General features: G+C 59.9%; 21 protein-coding genes. 16 read left to right on the top strand and 5 right to left on the bottom strand.

The genetic code is table 11. From position 1 onward, the window contains the following. Nucleotides 1-5: 5 nt before the first annotated feature. The 5 genes from E3O56_RS18410 (at nt 6) to E3O56_RS18390 (ending at nt 3,080) form a co-directional block, all read left to right on the top strand. Nucleotides 6-500 (top strand): fimbrial protein, encoded by a 495-nt coding sequence (locus tag E3O56_RS18410; protein WP_032875478.1) that lies wholly within the window; start codon nt 6-8, stop codon nt 498-500. Between the two features lie 29 nt (nt 501-529). Next, nucleotides 530-1,009, top strand: coding sequence for a fimbrial protein (locus tag E3O56_RS18405; RefSeq protein ID WP_248128747.1), 480 nt, complete (start codon nt 530-532; stop codon nt 1,007-1,009). 11 nt (nt 1,010-1,020) lie between these two features. Then, nucleotides 1,021-1,560 carry a fimbrial protein gene (locus E3O56_RS18400; RefSeq protein WP_103735139.1) on the top strand — a complete coding sequence of 180 codons (540 nt, stop codon included), beginning with the start codon at nt 1,021-1,023 and terminating at the stop codon, nt 1,558-1,560. 117 nt (nt 1,561-1,677) lie between these two features. Beyond that, on the top strand, nt 1,678-2,649 hold the full coding sequence (locus E3O56_RS18395) for a fimbrial protein (RefSeq protein WP_248128685.1): 972 nt from the start codon (nt 1,678-1,680) through the stop codon (nt 2,647-2,649). 149 nt (nt 2,650-2,798) lie between these two features. Beyond that, a complete protein-coding gene (locus E3O56_RS18390) occupies nt 2,799-3,080 on the top strand; it encodes a hypothetical protein (RefSeq protein ID WP_032875487.1) in 282 nt (93 codons plus the stop codon). Nucleotides 3,081-3,089: 9 nt separating this feature from the next. Here E3O56_RS18390 and E3O56_RS18385 read toward each other — a convergent pair whose 3' ends face one another. Beyond that, nucleotides 3,090-3,320, bottom strand: a complete 231-nt coding sequence (locus E3O56_RS18385; RefSeq protein WP_032875489.1) for a hypothetical protein — start codon at nt 3,318-3,320, stop codon at nt 3,090-3,092. Nucleotides 3,321-3,519: 199 nt separating this feature from the next. Then, the gene (locus E3O56_RS18380) at nt 3,520-3,870 is read right to left on the bottom strand and encodes a hypothetical protein (RefSeq protein WP_005788197.1); all 351 of its coding nucleotides are present in this window, start codon (nt 3,868-3,870) and stop codon (nt 3,520-3,522) included. 213 nt (nt 3,871-4,083) lie between these two features. On the opposite strand from E3O56_RS18380, the gene E3O56_RS18375 reads away from it, so the two are divergent. From E3O56_RS18375 to E3O56_RS18325, 11 genes are all read left to right on the top strand, one after another. Further along, nucleotides 4,084-4,386, top strand: a complete 303-nt coding sequence (locus tag E3O56_RS18375) for a DUF1883 domain-containing protein (RefSeq protein ID WP_003173824.1) — start codon at nt 4,084-4,086, stop codon at nt 4,384-4,386. 25 nt (nt 4,387-4,411) lie between these two features. Beyond that, entirely contained in the window at nt 4,412-4,579 is a 168-nt protein-coding gene (locus E3O56_RS18370; RefSeq protein WP_164699482.1) for a hypothetical protein, read from the top strand. 3 nt (nt 4,580-4,582) lie between these two features. Further along, entirely contained in the window at nt 4,583-5,248 is a 666-nt protein-coding gene (alkB, locus tag E3O56_RS18365; protein WP_032875491.1) for a DNA oxidative demethylase AlkB, read from the top strand. A gap of 75 nt (nt 5,249-5,323) precedes the next feature. Further along, entirely contained in the window at nt 5,324-6,373 is a 1,050-nt protein-coding gene (gene ada / locus E3O56_RS18360; protein ID WP_248128684.1) for a bifunctional DNA-binding transcriptional regulator/O6-methylguanine-DNA methyltransferase Ada, read from the top strand. 96 nt (nt 6,374-6,469) lie between these two features. Continuing rightward, complete coding sequence (locus tag E3O56_RS18355; protein WP_103735137.1) at nt 6,470-7,534, top strand: nitronate monooxygenase; 1,065 nt, start codon at nt 6,470-6,472, stop codon at nt 7,532-7,534. A 113-nt stretch (nt 7,535-7,647) separates the two neighbouring features. Further along, nucleotides 7,648-8,397: a molybdate ABC transporter substrate-binding protein gene (modA, locus tag E3O56_RS18350; RefSeq protein WP_248128683.1), complete on the top strand. Its 750-nt coding sequence runs from the start codon at nt 7,648-7,650 to the stop codon at nt 8,395-8,397. Next, nucleotides 8,398-9,078, top strand: coding sequence for a molybdate ABC transporter permease subunit (modB, locus tag E3O56_RS18345; protein ID WP_005788186.1), 681 nt, complete (start codon nt 8,398-8,400; stop codon nt 9,076-9,078). A gap of 5 nt (nt 9,079-9,083) precedes the next feature. Further along, on the top strand, nt 9,084-10,163 hold the full coding sequence (gene modC, locus E3O56_RS18340) for a molybdenum ABC transporter ATP-binding protein (RefSeq protein WP_248128682.1): 1,080 nt from the start codon (nt 9,084-9,086) through the stop codon (nt 10,161-10,163). Nucleotides 10,164-10,237: 74 nt separating this feature from the next. Next, nucleotides 10,238-11,287, top strand: coding sequence for a DNA topoisomerase IB (locus E3O56_RS18335; protein ID WP_005788182.1), 1,050 nt, complete (start codon nt 10,238-10,240; stop codon nt 11,285-11,287). 124 nt (nt 11,288-11,411) lie between these two features. After that, nucleotides 11,412-13,046, top strand: coding sequence for an ABC-F family ATP-binding cassette domain-containing protein (locus tag E3O56_RS18330; RefSeq protein WP_248128681.1), 1,635 nt, complete (start codon nt 11,412-11,414; stop codon nt 13,044-13,046). A 69-nt stretch (nt 13,047-13,115) separates the two neighbouring features. Continuing rightward, complete coding sequence (locus E3O56_RS18325; protein ID WP_032875504.1) at nt 13,116-13,820, top strand: YoaK family protein; 705 nt, start codon at nt 13,116-13,118, stop codon at nt 13,818-13,820. 148 nt (nt 13,821-13,968) lie between these two features. Here E3O56_RS18325 and E3O56_RS18320 read toward each other — a convergent pair whose 3' ends face one another. The 3 genes from E3O56_RS18320 to E3O56_RS18310 all read right to left on the bottom strand — a co-directional run bounded on the left by E3O56_RS18320 (nt 13,969) and on the right by E3O56_RS18310 (nt 15,498). Further along, nucleotides 13,969-14,322, bottom strand: a complete 354-nt coding sequence (locus E3O56_RS18320) for a hypothetical protein (protein WP_005788175.1) — start codon at nt 14,320-14,322, stop codon at nt 13,969-13,971. Between the two features lie 172 nt (nt 14,323-14,494). Further along, nucleotides 14,495-14,806 (bottom strand): AzlD domain-containing protein, encoded by a 312-nt coding sequence (locus E3O56_RS18315; RefSeq protein WP_005788173.1) that lies wholly within the window; start codon nt 14,804-14,806, stop codon nt 14,495-14,497. Then, the gene (locus E3O56_RS18310; protein WP_248128680.1) at nt 14,803-15,498 is read right to left on the bottom strand and encodes an AzlC family ABC transporter permease; all 696 of its coding nucleotides are present in this window, start codon (nt 15,496-15,498) and stop codon (nt 14,803-14,805) included. Before E3O56_RS18310 ends, E3O56_RS18315 begins: the two co-directional genes overlap by 4 nt. Nucleotides 15,499-15,545 lie beyond the last annotated feature (47 nt).

Here is a 15,545-nt window from a genome sequence, read left to right as displayed (position 1 = left end):
GAGCAATGGCTAAATCAAACGGTTCGTGGGCTGTATTTATCGCGAGCAACCTGCTATTGGCGCTCAGCCAGGGGGTTCAGGCCGATACCAACCTGACCATCCGAGCGGTCATCATCGCGCCGCCCCCGTGTGTCATCAACAGCGGAAGCACGCTCAACGTGCCTTTTGGCAATGACCTGCTGACCTCTCGGATTGACGGCGTCAACTACCGTCGAGATGTGCCCTACACCGTCACCTGCGCCTCCCCTTTCAGCAATGCGTTGACACTGGAACTCAAGGGCACGAGTGCCGCGTTTGACAATCGCGTGCTCGTGACCCGCAAACCGGATCTTGGCGTGAAGCTGTTCGTCAATGGCGCTGATTGGCCCTTGAACACGGCGGTGAACTTTACCTATCCCAACGTTCCGGTGGTGCAGGCAGTACCGGTCAAACGCGCAGGCAGCACCTTGACCGGTGGAACATTCGATGCGGCGGCCACTCTGGTGGTGGATTACCAATGAAATCGATCACCGATAGAGAGAACCGAGCCATGACCCTTTGGCCGCAGAGAGCGATGCTCGCCTTGTGTTCCATCGGCTTTTGCAGTGGTGCATCAGCCAACCTGACTTTCAGCGGCACGCTGAATGAGCCGCCGCCTTGCACCATCGATGCCGGCAACACGATTGAAGTCGATTTTGGTGATGTCGGGATAAAGCGTGTCGACGGTGTGAGGTACCGCCAGGGCGTCGGCTACACCATTAGCTGCGGCACCGACACCCTGCCATGGGAGCTGAAGTTAAGCGTCAACGGTACCGCCACATCGTTTGACGGTTCAGCCGTACAGACCAGCGTGCCGGAGCTGGGCATTCGGGTTTTCCAGAATAACCAGCCGTTTCCACTCAACACACCCCTGGACATCATCCTGTCGTCACCGCCCGTACTGGAAGTGGTCCCGGTCAAACAGCCGGGGGCAACCCTGGCACCCGCAAGGTTTACGGCGGTGGCCACGCTGTTGGCCGAATACCAGTAGGAGTCGAATCAATGGGACACAAGCGCCATACAGCTTGGCCGTCTACTGCGCTGATACTGGCCTTGGGCCTGATCGGCGAGGGACAAGCAGCGGACAATCTGAGCTTCAAGGGCAACCTGGTTCAGGAGGCTTGCACGCTGCGTCCTGGTGACGATGCCGTCACCTTGGAACTCTGGGACGTCACCAGCAAACACCTCTACATCAACACACGCTCACAGGGCAAAGATTTCAGGCTGCACCTGGAGAACTGCGACACCACGGTTGGCTCCACCGTCACCATCACGTTTGGCGGCAGGGAAAATGCCGCGCTGCCCGGAATGCTCGCGCTGGACGCAGGAAGTGGCGCCTCGGGTATCGGGGTTGGCATAGAGACGCCGAGCAACAAGCCACTGCCGTTGAACACCGTCAGTGATGCGCAGGTGTTGAGTGACGGCAGCAATGTGATCGCGCTTAAAGCCTTTGTGCAGGGCGAGCCGCAGGCCATCAGTGACCAGACCATCGGGCAAGGCGTGTACAGGGTGACCTCTACTTTTACGTTGGACTATCCGTAGCCGCTCCTCGGCAGAGAACGGCATGGACAAACCCTTAACTCTCTTCCGGACGGTTTCAGCACGGGGCTGTATACCTGCGCAGCGACCTGCGGACAGAGGAGCAATGAGAGATCAAAAATGAAACAACTCTATGGAGCTATAGTGCTTCTCGTGCTGCTGAGTAGTGTCACCACGACCGTGCGAGCAGCGGATTGCCGCGTTAATGGCGGACCATGGCAATACGTAGGCGACGGCGGAATTCTTAACCTGCAGGTCCCCGTCAACGTTAGTCTCGGCTCGGACAGCACCCGTATCATTCTTGAAGGCGCGTGGCTGGACTGCCGATTTACCTTCTGGGCTGCTCACCCTACGCGCATAGACTTTTGGGGAACAGCGGCGCCAGCCGGCCCTCCCTGGGTGCCCGGTCCGAAATTTTCCAACCAAGGTACCGGCTTACGCATAAACGGCGCGTTTTATAACACTCCAGTGCCGTTTAACATCCGGATCGCGACCATGCCTAATAACGGTGCGGCGTATCCCATCAGTGTGGCCCCCTATATCTTGCTGCGAAACGATCCGAGCAACCCTATCGAGGTTCAAAGAGGGGATGTCCTGGGCATGCTGAATCTCTACCAAACGAACAATTACAGTTCGGGAACTACGAGGCTCGTACTCACGTACACCGCCGCGAACAACTTCGGCGTCTCCCCATCGACTTGCACGATCAACAATAACAACCCGATCGAGATCAACTTCGGCGACGTAAACCAGCGGGCGATCGGCAGCGATCCACTGACCACGCCCATTCGCACCAACCGCAGGCTAAGCTACTCGTGCCCGAATAGCGGAATTACCACGCCGATAACCATCACCTACAAAGGCATCCCGTCGTCGTTTGATAATCGGCTCCTGACAATGACCAACCCCAACGTAGGTACCGCCCTTGTACGTGCAGGCTCTGCGGTTCGAGTCAACGGTTCATTCCTGACCCACATTACCAACAGTGTAGGAGGCGATGATGTGACGTTTTCGCTGGTGGGACGAGCGGGCTCGCTCCCTGCAGCTGGGGCTATCAGCGGGAGCGGCGTGCTGGTGATGGGAGTGCCCTGACGGCCACCAACAGCTGACTTACGCTAACCAAAGGTGCGCAAGCGCAGTACTTGCAACGGCGACTGCACACCAGGTGGCAGTTCGCTATAATCCGCGCCAACGCCCCACGATAGTGTCAGCGCCCTCTACCCTCTCGACGAAGACCTTTTATGAAAAAAATCCTGGCACTGACTGCGGTACTAGCACTTGCCGGCTGCACGACCGCTTCCGACACTTTGCTGAAAAATGGCGAACAAGGCTTGACTATCGACTGCTCGGGCGAGGCCAACTCATGGGCCAGTTGCTACGAGAAAGCTGACGCCTCTTGTGCCGGCACCGGTTACCGCATCGTCGGCACCAACGGCACGCCAGCCCTCAAGGACAGCGACAAGACCCTGGGCCAGGACGTAGGCAATTTCAAGGGCCGCAGTGTGGTGGTGGTGTGCAAGTAAACCGCCGGGCTACAGATGCACTTCGGCAAACTTGATACCCAGGCCGCGCAAGATTTCGATGAGGTCATCCAGGCGTGCAAATGATTCGACCTCGTCCTGATCGTCTACCAGGAAGTAACTGCGGCCGCCGCTTTTCTTGAAGAATACGATCCACTCGCCCAGATCGGCGGGGTTCTGGATGACATGGGTCGCCGAAATCTGACCTTCGGCCTGACGGGCTTTGACGTGTTCTCGTTTCATAACGGGCTTTCCAGAAAGAACAAATGCCGCTCGAACCCAAGGTTTGAGCGGCATCTTTATAGTGAATGCACGACAGTTTAACGGATGCCCTGCCCGATCAGCACGGACGCATAGGCAAAAAAAGCCCCAATCCTGCAGGATCGGGGCTTTTTATCGGATTCAGTGCGTAGGGTGAGACGCCTTGCCAGCGCAACCAGACTCAGCCGGAAATGCACTCTTCCCCAGCTTTCTTCACGTCGCCCGGCCGGATCGGCACGTTGGACATGCTTTCATAGAGCTTGATACTGCTACCACTGGAGCGGTCTTCGATTTCGAAGATCGCAGAAGGGTCCGCCGAAAACTTCTGCGGCACGATGACCTGGATACCGTCTTTATGGGGTTCGATCTGTGGCGGCCGACGGGTCGCCTCCAGTTTGCGCACAACACACGCCGCATATTCCTGCGGTTTCTTCCCTGAGATGACCACCAACGTTGGCGGGGTCTGCTTGATATCTGCAACCGAAGCACACCCAGCAATTGCCAAGGCCAGCACCAACACACTCCACTTCATACTAAAACCTCCGATAAAGACCCTACGACAGCGGGGATGGTAAATTTCTCCCAGCAACGTAGGATTTATCTCTGATAACACGGTAAATAACTGTTTTTAATTGTCGAAGTCGTCGACGACGGCCCGATAATAAACGCGCTGGGGCTGATAAACTCCATCTTAACCTACGTATCGTTCTGATTTTTCAGAAAAAGCCCTTCTGGAGACACCCGCATGAAATTCATTCACCAGCGTGAGCACCTCAACGAGGGAGACATTGTCGTTATCGAATGCTCACAGACCTGCAACATCCGCTTGATGAGCGATGCGAACTTTCGCAGCTTCAAAAATGGCGGGCGCCATACCTACCACGGCGGTGCATTCGATAAATTCCCGGCCAAGATCACTGCACCCAGCACCGGCTTCTGGAACATCACCCTTGATGTGGTGACCCGTCGCGCCATCAGCGTGACCCGCAAGCCTGCGCTGTCCCACAAGATCCGCATCGTTCGTCGCACCAGCACCAAGCTGAGCTGAACCAGCAACTGACAGGAAAAAAGCAGTGACCCCTACGACCAAATACGTCATCAAGTACAAGCTCAACGGCGAACGCCGCTTCGAATTTGCCCAGTTGCAAAGCAACAGCGTCGAAGAAGCCAAGCAAGCCCTGGCGGAAAGTCACGATGCCAGCGACGTAATTACCGACATCACCGTGAGCAAGGCGCTGTAAGTCATGCCGGGCCCTACTGCCGATTTGTTCGCCGATGATGCCCTGCAACAACCTGCCGGGCGCGAGCAGATCGGTGAAGAGTCCTACGTTCTAAGGGGCTATGCCCTGCCCTGGATTGAGCGGCTGCTACCTGAGTTGCGGCGCGTGCTGGCCCAGTCCCCCTTTCGGCAAATGGTCACGCCCGGTGGCTTTACCATGTCGGCAGCGCTGAGCAGTTGCGGCGAACTGGGCTGGACCACCGATACCCGCGGCTATCGCTACAGCCCACTCGACCCGCGCAACCAGCAACCCTGGCCAGCCATGCCGGATGCGTTGCGCCAACTGGCCATGGCGGCGGCAACCGAGGCCGGCTTCCGCGACTTCCTGCCTGACGCCTGCCTGATCAACCGTTACGTGCCAGGGGCAAAGATGTCTCTGCACCAGGACAAGAACGAGCGCAGCTACAGCGCGCCGGTGGTCTCGGTGTCCCTTGGCCTGCCGGCGATTTTCCTGTTCGGCGGCCATGAGCGCAGTGACAAAACGCAAAAAGTTTCGCTGTTCCATGGCGATGTGGTGGTGTGGGGCGGGGTTGATCGCCTGCGCTTTCATGGGGTGATGCCGATCAAGGCCGGCGAGCATCCGGTCATGGGGGCACAGCGCATCAACCTGACCTTTCGCACCGCCGGCTAATTTGACCGCAAGCTTCGGAGTTTTACCGGTGGGCGACCCGCTTAATCTGCCCCTGAACCGTCTGGAGTGCAGGCCATGAACAACGAACACGATCCGCGCTGGGCCGCCATCATTGCCCGCGATGCCAAGGCAGATGCCCTGTTTGTCTACGGCGTGAAAACCACGGGCGTGTATTGCCGCCCCAGCAGTGCTTCGCGTTTGCCACGCCCTGAGAATATCGAGTTCTTCGACACACCGGCCCAGGCCGAAGCCGCGGGTTATCGTGCCAGCAAACGCGCTACGGGCGATCAGACTCAACTGGCGGCTTACCATGCGCAGTTAGTCGCCGACGCCTGCCGGCTGATCGAACAGGCTGAAACGCCCCCGAGCCTGGATGTACTGGCAGGCCAGGCCGGGTTGAGCCCGTTCCACTTCCACCGTGTGTTCAAGGCCGGCACTGGCTTGACCCCCAAGCGCTACGCCAGCGCCCTGCGCTCACGTAAGGTCCGCGATGGCCTCAAGGGGCAGCAGTCGGTGACAGACGCCCTGTATGACGCAGGCTTTAACGCCAACAGCCGTTTTTATGAAGCGGCTGACCAGCTACTCGGCATGAAACCCAAGGACTACAAAGGCGGCGGCGTCAATAACACCATTCGCTTTGCCGTTGGCCAATGCTCGCTGGGCGCAATTCTGGTGGCGCAGAGTCAGCGTGGCGTGTGTGCGATTTTGCTCGGGGATGATCCGGATAAACTGGTGCGCGACCTGCAAGATCAGTTTCCCAAGGCAGAGTTGGTTGGCGCGGATCAGGATTTCGAACAACTGGTCGCCCAGGTGGTGGGCTTTGTCGAAGCCCCTGCCCTGGGCCTGGATCTGCCTCTGGACCTGCGCGGCACTGCCTTTCAGGAACGGGTATGGCAGGCATTGCGCGAAATCCCGGTAGGAAGTACTGCCAGCTATGCCCAGATAGCCAAGCACATCGGTGCGCCCACCGCCTTTCGCGCCGTGGCCCAGGCCTGTGGTGCCAACCACCTGGCGGTGGCGATTCCCTGTCATCGTGTGGTACGCAGCAATGGCGAACTGTCGGGGTACCGCTGGGGGGTGGAGCGCAAACGTGAGCTGCTGAAGCGCGAAACCCCCTCCTCATAAAATGCCATTCTCGTCCAGTGAATAAAACAGAGTGGCCCGGAGCCAACGGCCCTGCTAAAACAGCGAAATGCCCTACTAACGCTGGAGACGCATCCCATGAGCACCTGGCCAGACACCCGTATTCTCGACCTGCTGGGCATCGACGTGCCGATCATCCAGGCGCCAATGGCCGGCGCGACGACCACCGCCATGGTCATCGCTGCCCAACGCGCGGGGGCGCTGGGTTCCATGCCTGCCGCAGCGCTGAGTATCGAGCAACTGCGTGAAGCGGTCACTGTCATCCGCCAGGCCAGTACACGGCCGTTGAATCTGAACTTCTTCTGCCATCAGCCGCCTGTGGCCGATGAAGAGCGTGACCGCCATTGGAAGGATGTGCTGCAACCCTACTATCACGAACTTGGTGCCGATTTTGATGCGCCCACCCCCGTGTCCAATCGCGCACCGTTCAACGACGCGGCGTGCCAGTTGGTGGAACAACTGCGCCCGGAAGTCGTGAGCTTTCATTTTGGCCTGCCGGAAAAGTCCTTGCTCGATCGGGTAAAAGCCACGGGCGCCAAAGTGCTGTCATCGGCCACCACCGTTGAGGAAGCGATCTGGCTGGAAAAACACGGCTGCGACGCAATTATTGCCATGGGCATTGAAGCAGGTGGGCACCGTGGCCTATTCCTCAGCGATGACCTGAACAGCCAGATCGGGTTGATGGCACTGGTGCCGCAAGTGGTCGACGCGGTCAGCGTGCCGGTGATTGCCGCAGGCGGCATCGGTGATGCGCGTGGCATCGTAGCGGCCCTTGCCCTGGGTGCCTCGGCAGTCCAGATTGGCACGGCGTACCTGTTCACGCCCGAAGCCAGCATCACCGCCTCTCACCACCACGCGCTGCGCCATGCCCAGGCCAGTGAGACGGCACTGACCAACCTCTTCACCGGCCGCCCGGCGCGGGGCATCGTCAACCGCGTGATGCGGGAGCTCGGCCCGATCAACCCGAGCGCCCCGGCATTCCCCAAAGCCGGTGGTGCGTTAATGCCGCTCAAGGCCAAGGATGAAGCAGGTTTCAGCAACCTGTGGGCGGGCCAGGCACTGGGGCTTGGCAAAGACCTGTCCACTTATGACCTGACGCGTCAACTGTCCGAGCAGGCGTTGACCCGACTCGCGCGCCACTGACATCAGCGGCAACTTTGCACTGTACCGGCAATGGCCAACCGCTATATATTCCCATACATAGCGGTAGAGCCTTCTACCTGAACGCCCCGTACAGCCCAAGGAGTCGCTTCACGATGAACCGTATCTCGCGCCTGGCCCCCCTGCTTGCCGTGTTCGTGCTGGGTTCGGCCCATGCCGGTGAAGTGCAGGTGGCCGTGGCCGCCAACTTCACCGCGCCGATCCAGGCAATTGCCGTCGACTTCGAAAAAGACACCGGCCACACGCTCATCGCAGCCTACGGTGCTACCGGGCAGTTCTACACCCAGATCAAGAACGGCGCGCCGTTCGAGGTGTTCCTCAGCGCCGATGACACTACCCCCCAGAAGCTCGAAAGCGAAGGCCAGACGGTCAAGGGGTCGCGCTTCACCTACGCCGTCGGCACCCTTGCGCTGTGGTCGGCAACAGCAGGCTACGTGGACGCCAAAGGTGAAGTGCTCAAGCACAATCAATTCAAGCACCTGTCCATCGCCAACCCCAAAGCCGCGCCCTATGGCCTGGCCGCCACCCAGGTACTGGCCAAGCAAGGTTTGACCGCGCAGGTCAAGGACAAGCTCGTCGAAGGCCAGAACATCACCCAGGCCTATCAGTTCGTGTCCACCGGGAATGCCGAGCTGGGCTTTGTCGCCTTGTCACAGATCTATAAAGACGGCAAAGTCACCAGCGGTTCGGCGTGGATTGTTCCGGCATCGATGCATGACCCGATCAAACAGGACGCCGTGATCCTCAACAAAGGCAAGGACAGCGCCGCTGCCAAGGCGCTGGTTGAGTACCTGAAAGGCCCGAAAGCCGCTGCCATCATCAAATCCTACGGCTACGAGCTGTAAATGCCCCTGTCGAGTGCTGATTTTTCCGCGATCTGGTTGACCATCAAACTGGCGTCACTGACGACTGTGATCCTGTTGATCATCGGCACTCCGATAGCCCTATGGCTGTCGCGCACCACCTCATGGTGGCGCGGCCCCGTCGGTGCAGTAGTCGCATTACCGTTGGTGCTGCCGCCAACGGTCATCGGTTTCTACTTGCTGTTGACGATGGGGCCCAACGGTTACTTCGGCCAGTTCACCCAATGGCTGGGCCTGGGCACGCTTACATTCAGTTTTGCCGGGCTGGTGATCGGCTCGGTGATCTATTCCATGCCGTTCGTGGTGCAGCCGTTGCAGAACGCCTTTTCCGCCATCGGCACACGCCCATTGGAAGTAGCCGCGACCTTGCGCGCCAATCCGTGGGACACGTTTTTCACAGTGATCCTGCCCCTGGCACGCCCGGGTTTTATCACCGCGTCGATCCTCGGCTTTGCCCATACCGTCGGCGAGTTCGGCGTGGTGTTGATGATCGGCGGCAATATCCCGGACAAGACCCGAGTAGTCTCGGTGCAAATATACGACCACGTCGAAGCCATGGAATATGCCCAGGCCCATTGGTTGGCCGGCGCCATGGTGGTGTTCGCGTTCCTCGTATTGCTGGCGTTGTACTCCAGCCGCAAAACCAGGATGGGGTGGAGCTGATCGCGATGATTGATATACGCCTGAACTTGAAATATTCCGCCTTTGCGCTGGACGTGGACCTGCAATTGCCTGGGCGTGGGGTGACCGCGTTATATGGACAGTCCGGCTCCGGCAAGACCACCTGCCTGCGTTGTATCGCCGGTTTGGAGCGCGCCGAGGAGGGTTTTGTACAGATCAATGATGAGGTCTGGCAAGACAGCCGCAACGGGCTGTTCGTACCGCCGCATAAACGCGCCTTGGGGTATGTATTCCAAGAGGCAAGCCTGTTTGCTCACCTGTCGGTACGGGCCAATCTGGAGTTCGGCCTCAAGCGCATCCCGCGCGCGCAACGGCGTGTGGATATGGCCCAGGCCACCGAGCTGCTGGGCATCGGTCACCTGCTTGAGCGTCACCCACAACACCTGTCCGGGGGCGAGCGTCAGCGCATCGGTATCGCCAGGGCCTTGCTCACCAGCCCCAGGCTGTTACTGATGGATGAACCGCTGGCCGCCTTGGACAGCAAACGCAAGAACGAGATCCTGCCGTACCTGGAGCGCCTGCACGACGAGCTGGATATCCCGGTGCTCTACGTCAGCCATGCCCAGGATGAAGTCGCGCGCCTGGCCGACCATATCGTCCTGCTCAGCGACGGCAAGGCCCTGGCCAGCGGCCCCATCGGCGAAACCCTGGCGCGCCTCGATTTGCCCCTGGCCCTGGGCGACGATGCCGGCGTGGTGATCGCCGGCAGCGTCATTGCCTACGACGCGCACTATCAGTTGCTCACCCTGCAACTGCCTGACTGCCTATTGCAGATTCGCGTGGCCCATGCGCCGGTGGCGGTGGGTAAACCGTTGCGGGTCAAGATCCAGGCACGGGATGTGAGCCTCAACCTGCAAGCGGACGAACACAGCAGCATCCTCAATCGTTTGCCCGTGACCATCATCCAGGACATGGGGGCGGATAACAGCGCCCATGTCCTGGTACGCCTGGATGCCGGCGGCACACCATTGCTGGCACGTATCACGCGTTTCTCCCGCGACCAGCTGCAACTGCATCCGGGCCAGGTGCTGTGGGCGCAAATCAAGGCGGTGGCGGTGCTGGCTTAAGCAATTGGCACGACCGCAAAACGCTGCGGTCAATCAGACATACCGGCCTGATTTGTTGCCAAGGAACCCGCACCATGCCCGACTCTTCGTTGCCCGCCGACCTGCCCCGTGACCTGCATTATGTGGATGACACCCAGCCTGGAATCCGCCGTAAAAAGCTGCGGGGCAAGTTTCAATACCTGGACGCAAAAGGCCAGCGCATTACCGATGCTGATGAAATAAAACGTCTGAACGCGCTGGCGGTACCGCCCGCCTACACCGATGTGTGGATCTGCGCCGACCCGCGCGGCCATCTGCAAGCCACCGGCCGCGACGCCCGTGGCCGCAAGCAATACCGTTACCACCCACGCTGGCGCGAAGTGCGTGACAGCGACAAGTATTCGCGGTTGCAGGCATTCGGCAGCGCCTTGCCAAAATTGCGCAAACAGCTGGAAGCCCAAATCGCCGAGCCCGGCTTTACCCGCGAAAAGGTGCTGGCCACGGTGGTGACGTTGCTGGACGCCACGCTGATCCGCGTCGGCAATACCCAATACGCCCGCGAGAATAAATCCTACGGCCTGACCACCCTGCGCAATCGCCATGTGGACATCAAGGGCAGCGAAATCCAGTTTCAGTTTCGCGGCAAAAGCGGTGTCGAGCACCAAGTGAGCGTCAAGGACCGACGCCTGGCCCGCGTGGTCAAGCGCTGCATGGAATTGCCCGGGCAGAACCTGTTCCAGTATCTGGACGAAGACGGTGAACGCCACACCGTCAGTTCCCATGACGTCAACGCTTACCTGCACGAACTCACCGGCGAAGACTTCACCGCCAAGGACTACCGCACCTGGGCGGGCACGGCGATGGCATTGGCGGTGTTGCGCGAGTTGGCGTGGCAGCCGGAGTCAGACGCCAAGCGGCACGTGGTAGGAATGGTCAAGGACGTGGCCAGGCAGTTGGGCAACACGCCCGCCGTGTGCCGCAAGTGCTACATCCACCCCGCGGTGCTTGAGCATTTCAGCCTCGGCGAACTGTCGAAACTGCCCAAACCACGAGTGCGCAAGGGTCTGAAAGCCGAGGAAGTCGCCCTGGCGATGTTCCTGGAGAAGCTGGCCGAAGACTTGCCGCACAAAGCCAAGGTGGGTTAGCCTTTGCGCCCCTTTTGATTTATGGGACGAGCGCCGACGTGAATAACTAAGCCTTCCAAAATGTATCCGCAACGAGCCGCCTGGCGCGCTTGTTGGCCTGTTCGACATTTTTTTGGAGGTGCTGATGACTGACGTCAACCGGCTGCCCGTTCTTATTTCCCTGCAACATGTGTCTTTCCAGTTCGCCAATGGCGAAACCTTGCTGGAGGACGTGAACCTGTCCATTGATCGCACCCACACCGGCATCGTCGGGCGCAATGGCCGTGGTAAAAGTATCCTGGCGAAGTTGATGGCCGGCATCCTGCAACCGTCTTCAGGCACATTGAAAAGACCACTCAGCCTGATCTATGTGCCCCAGGCGTTGACGATTCAAGCGGGAGAAACTGTCGCCCATATCACCGGCACCGCCCCTGCCCTGGCCGCCCTGGAGCGTATGGCACGCGGCGACGGCCGCCAGGGCGATCTGGAACTGATCGATGATCGCTGGGACCTCGCAGAGCGCCTACGCCTGGCATTGGATGCCGCAGGCTTGCCAACACTTGCCGCCGACACTCAAGCCGACCGACTCAGCGGCGGCCAACTGGCCAGGGTCGCGCTGATCGGAGCGCTGTTGGCGGCGCCGCAGTTGTTGATTCTGGACGAACCCAGCAACCACCTCGACAGCGCCGGGCGCGAGTGGCTGTTGCGCGAACTGGCTGATTGGCGCGGCGGCCTGGTGGTGGTCAGCCATGACCGCCAATTACTCGACACCATGGCGCGCATCATCGAATTATCGCCCCTTGGCGTTCAGGTGTATGGCGGCAACTACGCTGCCTATCGACAGCAACGCGATACCCAACAGCACGCCGCTATCGCCGCATGGGAACATGCGCGCCAGGAACGTAGCCGTGAGCGTCGGCGCTTGCAAAAAGACCATGACAGCCTCCAGCGCCATGCTGCGCGCTCACGCAAGCAGGCCGAGACCGCCAACGTCGACCGTTTTACCAAGTCCCGCTGGAAAAGCGCTGCCAAGGAAGTCGTCAGCACGGTACGCAGTGCCCACCACGATCACAAACACCAACTCGACGCCCAGGTGCGCCAAGCCTACGCGCGCGTAGTGGATGAGACACCGACCCTGCTCGCCTTGCCAGGCTCGGCAGTACCCAACGGCCGGCAGGTCCTGACTCTGGAACGTGCGCAATTGCCCTGGCTCGACCCCAAGGCGTCGGGCACCTACCTGACGATCAGCCTGTCGGGGGCCGCACGCGTTGCCGTGCGCGGGCCGAACGGTTGCGGTAAATCCACCCTGCTCAAATTACTTGCAGGCCAGTGGCAGGCGGTGAGTGGCGGGTGCACAGTGGCGGTGCCCAGCGCTTATATCGATCAGCAGCTGACGTTGCTGGATGACCGGTGCAGCGTTGTCGAGCAGCTTAACCTGCTCGACACGCCGTTGGCCGAAGCCGAACTGCGCACGCGCCTGGCGCTGCTGCAGCTGGATGCTTCGCGGGTCACGCGGCCGACCGGGCAACTCAGCGGTGGCGAGCGCTTGAAAGCCGCCATGGCCGTTGCCTTGTGGCGTGATACACCGGCGCAATTGTTGCTCCTGGATGAACCCACCAACCACTTGGACCTGGAGTCGGTGCTTGCCTTTGAACAGGCCTTGAAGGGATTTACCGGCGCGATGCTGGCCGTGTCACACGACCCTGCATTCTTGCAGTCGATCGAGCCGACTCATCATCTGACCTGGCACCCCACAGGCTGGCAACTGGAACGTGCCTGAAGTCATTGCGCATACACGCAAAGCGTCCTACGGTAGTGGCCGAATAATCTCATCGTGGAACCCAGCCCCATGCTGCCTTCGTCCCGCAAGCCTTACACCAATGCCACGCTCGCCCATCGCCAGCGCTGGCGTGGCCGCGTGGGCTTGATGCTGGTGGCCTGCCTGTCGGTGCTGGCGGGCATGACCGATGCCATTGGCTTTATGGCCAGCGGCGATTTCGTCTCGTTCATGAGCGGCAACACCACGCGCCTGGCGGTGGCCATCAGCGCGGGTGACCTGGGGCTCACCGGGCGTCTGGTGTTGCTGGTTGCCACCTTTGTGGTCGGTAATGCCTTGGGTGTGGTGGTCAGCCGTTTCAGCAAGCGCCACGCACTGCCGTTGTTGCTGTGCATCGGCGCCTTGCTCTGCGGCGCGGCGCTGTTGCCGGCGACCGACACCTTGCCCGCGTTGCTCGCGGCAATTATTGCCATGGGCATGCTCAACGCGGCGGTCGAAGAAGTGAACGGATTACCCGTGGGGCTCACTTACGTCACCGGGGCGCTCTCACGCTTTGGTCGCGGGCTGGGGCGCTGGGTAATGGGCGAGCGTCGCAATGGTTGGCGCGTGCAATTGATTCCGTGGGCCGGAATGTTTGTCGGTGCCGTGATCGGCGCACTGCTGGAGCAGCAAATGGGACTGCGCGCACTGTGGGTCAGTGGTGCATTGGCGGGGTTATTGGGGCTGGTGACATTGATGATTCCGCGGCGCTGGCACTTGGGTTTTATGCCGCGTTGAGGCTGAACAAAGAGGTGCTCGCTCGACGTTTAAGCCTCGACATCCGTGTACCGGTAAAGAGCCATCACGTCGAGCGAGCGATTGAATCATAAGGCAATGCCCGGCGGCTGTCCCGCCAGGCGTTTCGGAATCGGGTCAAGGCAAGGTATTACAGACAAGTGGCAAGCGCTGCCAGGCGACGTTTGGCTGGCATGTTGTCCTCCACGGCATAGTATTTGACGGTAGAACCCGCTCCAGTGCTTTGTATGTCAACAAAGTAGTCGCCGGCCGTGGTGTAGACGGTGTAGCCACCTGCCTCGGTGGGTTCCTTGAAACCGCCGGCATCCACGCCGAACACGCGCTCGTCCTGCCAGCCGAACTGAATGCATTGGGCGACCACCAGGGTGGCCTTGTCCGATGCCAGGGTTTTATAGGGGCTGCCTGCACGCGCCTCTTTCATCTTCGAGCCCGCGCAACCGGCCAGTGCGGCCAGTACCAATGCGCCGATTACCATCTTGAACATGCCTGTGCTTCCTTGGAAAAACCGTGACTCTACCACTGTGCCGCGGCCAACTGACGCGCCCGTGAACTTTGTTTCACTGTGACGGGCCAACCCGCCGTCTATAGTGGCCAAGCTCATTTTTTGGAAGTCTCTCTTCTGCCCGCCCTCCCGCGGGCTTTTTTTTGCCCTGGCGTCAGAACCACCAGCGAAACAGATAGAACAGCGCCATGCTCAACAGCACCGTGATCAGCACACTGCGCGTCCAGAACATCAAGGCCACGGCGCAGATACCTGCGAGCAAGTAAGGGTTGCTCGGGCTCAGGTTGAGCCGGTGATCTGCCAGGAAAATAATCGGCCCGCAGATCGCCGTAAGCATCCCCGGCACGGCAAAGCCCAGGAACTCACGGGCGCCACGATTAAGCCTCACCGGCAAACGTGGCTCGATAAACAGGTAGCGGTTGAAAAACACCACAAGACCCATGGCCACAATCATCAGGTAAATCATCGCTGCCCAACTCCCAATCGCTTGCAGGCAAAACCTGCGCTCATCCCCAGTACACCCGAGACCACTACCGCCGACTCCCAGTGCAAATAACTCAACCACACCGAACACAGCAGCGCGACCGCGACACACACCACGGTCGGCACATCACGCACCACCGGAGTGATCAGGGCGATAAAGGTTGCGGCAATGGAAAACTCCAGCCCCAGCTGATCAAGGCCCGGAATGCTTTTGCCCAACACAATGCCGGCCAGGGTGAACAGGTTCCAGATGATGTAAAACGTCAGGCCGACGCCCAATGCGTACCAGCGATTGAAGGTCTGGCGGTCATAGTGGTTGACCAGGGCAAAGAATTCATCGGTCAGCAGGAAACCCAGGCTCATTCGCCACCGGGCGTTGAGCGACGACAGCGTGGGACGCATGTGCATGCCATAGAGCAGATGCTGGGAAGTCAGTAACAAAGTGGTGAGTACGATGGATATCAGGCTGGCGCCACTCTTGACCATGCCGATGGCCACCAACTGCGCCGCACCGGCAAACACGATGGCAGACAAGCCTTGGGCTTGCAGCGGGGTAAATTGCGCATCGATGGCCATGGAGCCGGCGAGCAACCCCCACGGGGCGCAGGCAAGAGACAAGGGAATAACGGCGATGGCGCCGCGAGTGAAGGCGTAATGAGGTAATGCAGTGGGCATGGAAACGGCTCATCGACGGACAGTCGACAAGCATGCCAGTGCAATCA

It is taken from the genome of Pseudomonas sp. W2Aug9 (genome assembly GCF_023127755.1).
In the GTDB taxonomy this organism is placed as follows: domain Bacteria; phylum Pseudomonadota; class Gammaproteobacteria; order Pseudomonadales; family Pseudomonadaceae; genus Aquipseudomonas; species Aquipseudomonas synxantha_A.
Note: the sequence above shows the minus strand (reverse complement) of the source record. Positions and strands in the feature narration are given on the sequence as shown.

Excerpts from the sequence above, each read along its gene's own strand:
- E3O56_RS18410 (WP_032875478.1), top strand. The coding sequence starts at position 6 with ATGGCTAAATCAAACGGTTCGTGGGCTGTATTTATCGCGAGCAACCTG.
- E3O56_RS18405 (WP_248128747.1), top strand. The coding sequence starts at position 530 with ATGACCCTTTGGCCGCAGAGAGCGATGCTCGCCTTGTGTTCCATCGGC.
- E3O56_RS18400 (WP_103735139.1), top strand. The coding sequence starts at position 1,021 with ATGGGACACAAGCGCCATACAGCTTGGCCGTCTACTGCGCTGATACTG.
- E3O56_RS18395 (WP_248128685.1), top strand. The coding sequence starts at position 1,678 with ATGAAACAACTCTATGGAGCTATAGTGCTTCTCGTGCTGCTGAGTAGT.
- E3O56_RS18390 (WP_032875487.1), top strand. The coding sequence starts at position 2,799 with ATGAAAAAAATCCTGGCACTGACTGCGGTACTAGCACTTGCCGGCTGC.
- E3O56_RS18385 (WP_032875489.1), bottom strand. The coding sequence starts at position 3,320 with ATGAAACGAGAACACGTCAAAGCCCGTCAGGCCGAAGGTCAGATTTCG.
- E3O56_RS18380 (WP_005788197.1), bottom strand. The coding sequence starts at position 3,870 with ATGAAGTGGAGTGTGTTGGTGCTGGCCTTGGCAATTGCTGGGTGTGCT.
- E3O56_RS18375 (WP_003173824.1), top strand. The coding sequence starts at position 4,084 with ATGAAATTCATTCACCAGCGTGAGCACCTCAACGAGGGAGACATTGTC.
- alkB (WP_032875491.1), top strand. The coding sequence starts at position 4,583 with ATGCCGGGCCCTACTGCCGATTTGTTCGCCGATGATGCCCTGCAACAA.
- ada (WP_248128684.1), top strand. The coding sequence starts at position 5,324 with ATGAACAACGAACACGATCCGCGCTGGGCCGCCATCATTGCCCGCGAT.
- E3O56_RS18355 (WP_103735137.1), top strand. The coding sequence starts at position 6,470 with ATGAGCACCTGGCCAGACACCCGTATTCTCGACCTGCTGGGCATCGAC.
- modA (WP_248128683.1), top strand. The coding sequence starts at position 7,648 with ATGAACCGTATCTCGCGCCTGGCCCCCCTGCTTGCCGTGTTCGTGCTG.
- modB (WP_005788186.1), top strand. The coding sequence starts at position 8,398 with ATGCCCCTGTCGAGTGCTGATTTTTCCGCGATCTGGTTGACCATCAAA.
- modC (WP_248128682.1), top strand. The coding sequence starts at position 9,084 with ATGATTGATATACGCCTGAACTTGAAATATTCCGCCTTTGCGCTGGAC.
- E3O56_RS18335 (WP_005788182.1), top strand. The coding sequence starts at position 10,238 with ATGCCCGACTCTTCGTTGCCCGCCGACCTGCCCCGTGACCTGCATTAT.
- E3O56_RS18330 (WP_248128681.1), top strand. The coding sequence starts at position 11,412 with ATGACTGACGTCAACCGGCTGCCCGTTCTTATTTCCCTGCAACATGTG.
- E3O56_RS18325 (WP_032875504.1), top strand. The coding sequence starts at position 13,116 with ATGCTGCCTTCGTCCCGCAAGCCTTACACCAATGCCACGCTCGCCCAT.
- E3O56_RS18320 (WP_005788175.1), bottom strand. The coding sequence starts at position 14,322 with ATGTTCAAGATGGTAATCGGCGCATTGGTACTGGCCGCACTGGCCGGT.
- E3O56_RS18315 (WP_005788173.1), bottom strand. The coding sequence starts at position 14,806 with ATGATTTACCTGATGATTGTGGCCATGGGTCTTGTGGTGTTTTTCAAC.
- E3O56_RS18310 (WP_248128680.1), bottom strand. The coding sequence starts at position 15,498 with ATGCCCACTGCATTACCTCATTACGCCTTCACTCGCGGCGCCATCGCC.